The 3,950-nt window shown below is 65.8% G+C and carries 2 protein-coding genes and 1 pseudogene; all 3 read right to left on the bottom strand.

Going from position 1 to position 3,950, the window contains the following annotated elements; all coding sequences use genetic code 11:
• Window positions 1-955: 955 nt before the first annotated feature.
• Window positions 956-1,141, bottom strand: a complete 186-nt coding sequence (locus DBR23_RS17670; RefSeq protein WP_108499115.1) for a hypothetical protein — start codon at window positions 1,139-1,141, stop codon at window positions 956-958.
• Between the two features lie 22 nt (window positions 1,142-1,163).
• Complete coding sequence (locus tag DBR23_RS17665; protein ID WP_108499114.1) at window positions 1,164-3,059, bottom strand: hypothetical protein; 1,896 nt, start codon at window positions 3,057-3,059, stop codon at window positions 1,164-1,166.
• Window positions 3,059-3,950 (bottom strand): annotated as a pseudogene (locus DBR23_RS29990) (hypothetical protein); the annotation flags it as partial. The pseudogene DBR23_RS29990 and the gene DBR23_RS17665, both read right to left, overlap by 1 nt.

Here is a 3,950-nt window from a genome sequence, read left to right as displayed (position 1 = left end):
GTCTCGGGGCGCACACGCAGGCTGGCTGTGGGAGCCGTCGGGGCGGCAGCCGAGGGGGCGGCGCGCTGGGCCACTTGCTCGGCAGGGTCTCGGGTGTCGGTGCCTGTGAGGCTGCGGCCGCCTTCGATCAGCTTGTCTGCTCCGAAGTAACCGGCCGCGCCGCCAGCGAGCCCCAGCAAAGGGGACGCGATAGGCGCTAGCGGGCCGGCGAAAGCCCCAGCAGTGGCGCCCAACTTTGCCCCTAACCCGGCTGCCGCCATGCGGCCACCAGCGCCTGCCACCTGAGTGGCTACGTCGACCCCAGTGGTGCCAGGGTCCGTGGCAACCGATACGACCCCAGGTGCTTCTGCAGCAACCCCGAGAGCAGCGCCGCCGGCACGGGAGGCGAAGCGCCCCGCATTGCCAAACGCCCCGCGAAGACCTGTTTCCGGCTTTGTGGGGCCGAAGTATGCTTTGTTACCTTCGGCGGCATTAAAGGCCCCGCGCAGAGCGTTCCCCGCACGCTGCACCCCCGAGAGAGGTGTGTTGGGAGGAGCGACCGGGGGCGCAGCGTTGCGGAGGGACGGCCCCCCTACGTTGGGGTTCCCGGGCCCAGGATCTCGGGCGAAAAGGCGGGAATCAGCGCTGCCCTGCCAAGGGCGCTCGGTAACGTCGATGCCAGGGATGGCCATGGGTGTTCCTTCGTTGGAACACCTTCACAGCCGTCAGACTCCGGTGGGTTTGCAGGGATTTTACTCGGGGTTGCGCTCGTTGGACCACCAACTCGATCTGCTGTGGTCCACGCCCTTTATCTCGCGCGACTGGGGAGGCGGTGGAGGGCTCCACTCACCGCCAGTACGTCGGCTGTAGACCTCTGCAGCAATCATGCGCCCTGTTTCGTTTAGGACGTTGGCATGAATCAGAGCTTTGATAGCCGCGGGCGGGAGCGCCTCAAGAGCGCTGTAAGCGTCCACTGTCACCCCAGCATCTTTGCGACCGCCGCAAATGATTCCGCCAACTTAGGCACCACCACATACTTCATGGCCAGCACAGCTGCTGCGACGGCCACGACAAACAGGGTGCGCTCTCCAAGGGATGAGGCTGACCACATCTCGCGGAAGCGCCCCAGACCTTTCTCGATAGGGTCGTTGAACTTCTTCATGTCCGTTCTCCTTGCCCCTAGTTTACGCCGCTTCTTGGACGACCAGCGAATTCATGCCGCTCATGGCGGTGCCGGCCAGTTGGGCGTAGATGTTGGCCGATTGGTTTGCCAGATTGGCGATCGTGCCCTGGAAGCTGGTCATGCTGGTGATCTGCCCAAGCTGAGCGCGCAACTTCATGTCGGCGTAGCTGACCTGGACGTCGGCCTTCGTCTTGTAGTAGGTCTGCGCCAGTGTGGCGTAGCTGACCGCCGCCTGGGTCTTGGCCTGGAAGGCGATGATCTTCTGGCGTTCGTTCTCCAGCCGCGTCCGGGCCACCTCCCCTTTGGCGGTCACGACTGCGGAGTACGCGCGCACGGTCGATTCGTACTGGCGCGAGCGCGACTCGTTGGTGAGCGCAGCTGCGCGCACTGCCTCGGTCTGGGCCTGGATCTTCGCCTGCCAGCCACCGACTTCGGCGCTGTACGCCTGCACCTGGGTACCGAAGATCCGTGCCTTGACTTCTTCGCCGCTCAGCGCCGCAGAGTAACCCTGCCATTCGGAGTTCTTCGCCTGCACCCGGGCGGTGTAGGCCTGCACCTGGCTCTGGAACAGCTCCAGCTTGAGCTTCTCCATGCTGGCCTTGGCCACCACCGCGTCGATGCGGCTGCGGTACACGCTGGCGAGGGAGTTCAGGGCCTCCAGACGGGCGCGGTACACGTTGACCCGGGCGACGTCGACCTGGACCATGGCCTGCAGAGCGTCGATCTCGGCCTTATACAGCTCGATACCGGCCATGGCCGCTTTGAGCCGCGTCTCGTAGACCGCAGCTTCGGCCTTCCACCCGTCCAGCTGCGCGCTGTAGGCTTTGAGCGCGGTGTTGTACGTCTCCACCACCAGCCCTACGGTGGTCTTGGCGAAGTCCAGCGCCTGGCCGTTGATCTGGATGAGGTTGCCGTGGTAACTGAGCGCGGCGTTGAGCATCGTCGTGCGCAGGTTCGCTGATGTGGTCACGGCGAACTGCAGGTTTGCCTGTTCGATCTCGGCCTGCTTGATGACGATCTCTGTACTGGCCCGCGCCAGGTTGTCAGCGGCGCCCTGGCGGGCCTGCAGAACGGCCGACATGAGCGCCCCGCCCGGCAGGGTGAAGCCGCGGTCTGCGGCCTCATTCCAAGCCGTGTCGCGCACGCGGCGGTACTCGGCACCCATCTTGTCGCGGCTGCGCTCGTAGATGGCGTTCTCGATGGCCGGGTTGAACCCCGTGCCGCCGTCCAAGTAGCGCTGCAGCTGCGCTTCGATGGCGGTCAGGGCCGGCTGGAAGCGCGGGTTGAACTTCGCCAGCATGGCATCGACCTGCCCTTCCATCGCAGCCACCATCGACGGGTTCGCGTCGCGGTAGGCGCGCTCCATCTGACCAGGCAGGTCGGTAGGAGCCACTGCGGTCAGGACAGGCTGCGCGGTGTCGAAGACCGGCAGCACGATGGTCGGCTTGACAGGCTCGGCCCGGTCGGCGATCACTGGGTCGGCGATCAGCGGATTGATGAGCTGGTCGGGCGGCTCAGGGAAATCGATCTGCGTGTTGATCGCGGGCAGCGAGGCGGTGAATGCCTCGATCGCTGCAGGGGCTACCGGCAGCGTCACGTCAGGCGCTTGTGCGTCCAGAGTGGGCGCCCCGGCGGTGTCGACGCTCCCGATGTCCTGAAACACCGGGGCTGCCCCCGGAGCGGTCGGCAGGTCAAGGTCGGTGTTCCCGAGCTCAGGGACGGCCAGGAGATCCGGCGGTTCCAGGGTCTGGTCGAGCGGGTCAAGCACGACGTTCGGGGACAGATAGCCCACGGCCGACACCAGGGATGCCGCGTTGTCCAGGGCGCCCTGCGCGTCTGCCAGGGACTGGCTCGCGTAGTCTTTGGCTGCTTCGATGTATGCGTCAACGGTTGCCATTAAATCCTCCGTGTGCGTGGGACGACTTCGATGGTCAGGTCGTCCATTTCCAGTTCGCCGTCACCCTCCATCTGGAAGGCGTAGTAGCGTGCATCCAGGCCACGGCCGAACTTCTGGCGGTAGTTCTGCGCCGTCTGGCCGCGCGGCGTGGTGTACGCGTAGCTGTCGTCGGACTTTTCTCCGGTGAACACCGTGAAAGTCGTGGCGGGTCCGAGCCGGCCGCCGACATAAGCGCTTGCCGCGTTCTTCTTCTCGGGCTTGTCAAAGTCTGTCGTGCCAGTGCGCAGCGCCCACTCGATGGGCTCACCGTCATCGGTCGTACCCTCCAGCAGGTACAGGCCATCGGCGGCCATGCCGTAGTAGCTCCCACGCCAGCGCACGATGCGGTCGAACGGGTAGTTCGTGTAGCGGGTGACCTCATTCCCACCGTTCTCCACTTCGCTGCGCAGATTCACCGCGTACGCTTCATAGGTCACGGCCACGACGGCGGAGCCCACGGCGGTGAGCCGCGCGGCAGGCGATGTCATCCAGGCCACAGCCCATGGCGTGGCGGCCAATGCAGGAGAGGTCAGCTCGGCCTGGGCCACGACCTCGACGGTGGCGCTGGCGTCCAGCTCGAATAGCGGCAACGTGAGGAGCGCAGTGCCTGCAGCGCCAGACGTACCTTGTGCCAGCAGCGTGCACGCGCCGACGGTAGCGCTCACCAACGCGCCCGCGTACCCGGCCAGCGCAAATGGCGAAGGTGCGGCGAGCTGCGCCTGGGCCATGACCGAAGCAGTGGCGCTGGCAGTGAACTTCGCAGCGGGGGCGGCCAGTTGCGCCGTGGCCAGCAAAGTCGTTGTGGCGCTCGCGTCGAGCACGGGCGTAGACATCGCCGCCGTCGCACTGCCG

The sequence above is a fragment of the Acidovorax sp. HMWF018 genome, assembly GCF_003061035.1.
Taxonomy (GTDB): domain Bacteria; phylum Pseudomonadota; class Gammaproteobacteria; order Burkholderiales; family Burkholderiaceae_C; genus Acidovorax; species Acidovorax delafieldii.
Note: the sequence above shows the minus strand (reverse complement) of the source record. Positions and strands in the feature narration are given on the sequence as shown.

Bases quoted from the DNA above. Each gene is read 5' to 3' on its own strand.
- DBR23_RS17670 (WP_108499115.1), bottom strand. From the start codon at position 1,141: ATGAAGAAGTTCAACGACCCTATCGAGAAAGGTCTGGGGCGCTTCCGC.
- DBR23_RS17665 (WP_108499114.1), bottom strand. From the start codon at position 3,059: ATGGCAACCGTTGACGCATACATCGAAGCAGCCAAAGACTACGCGAGC.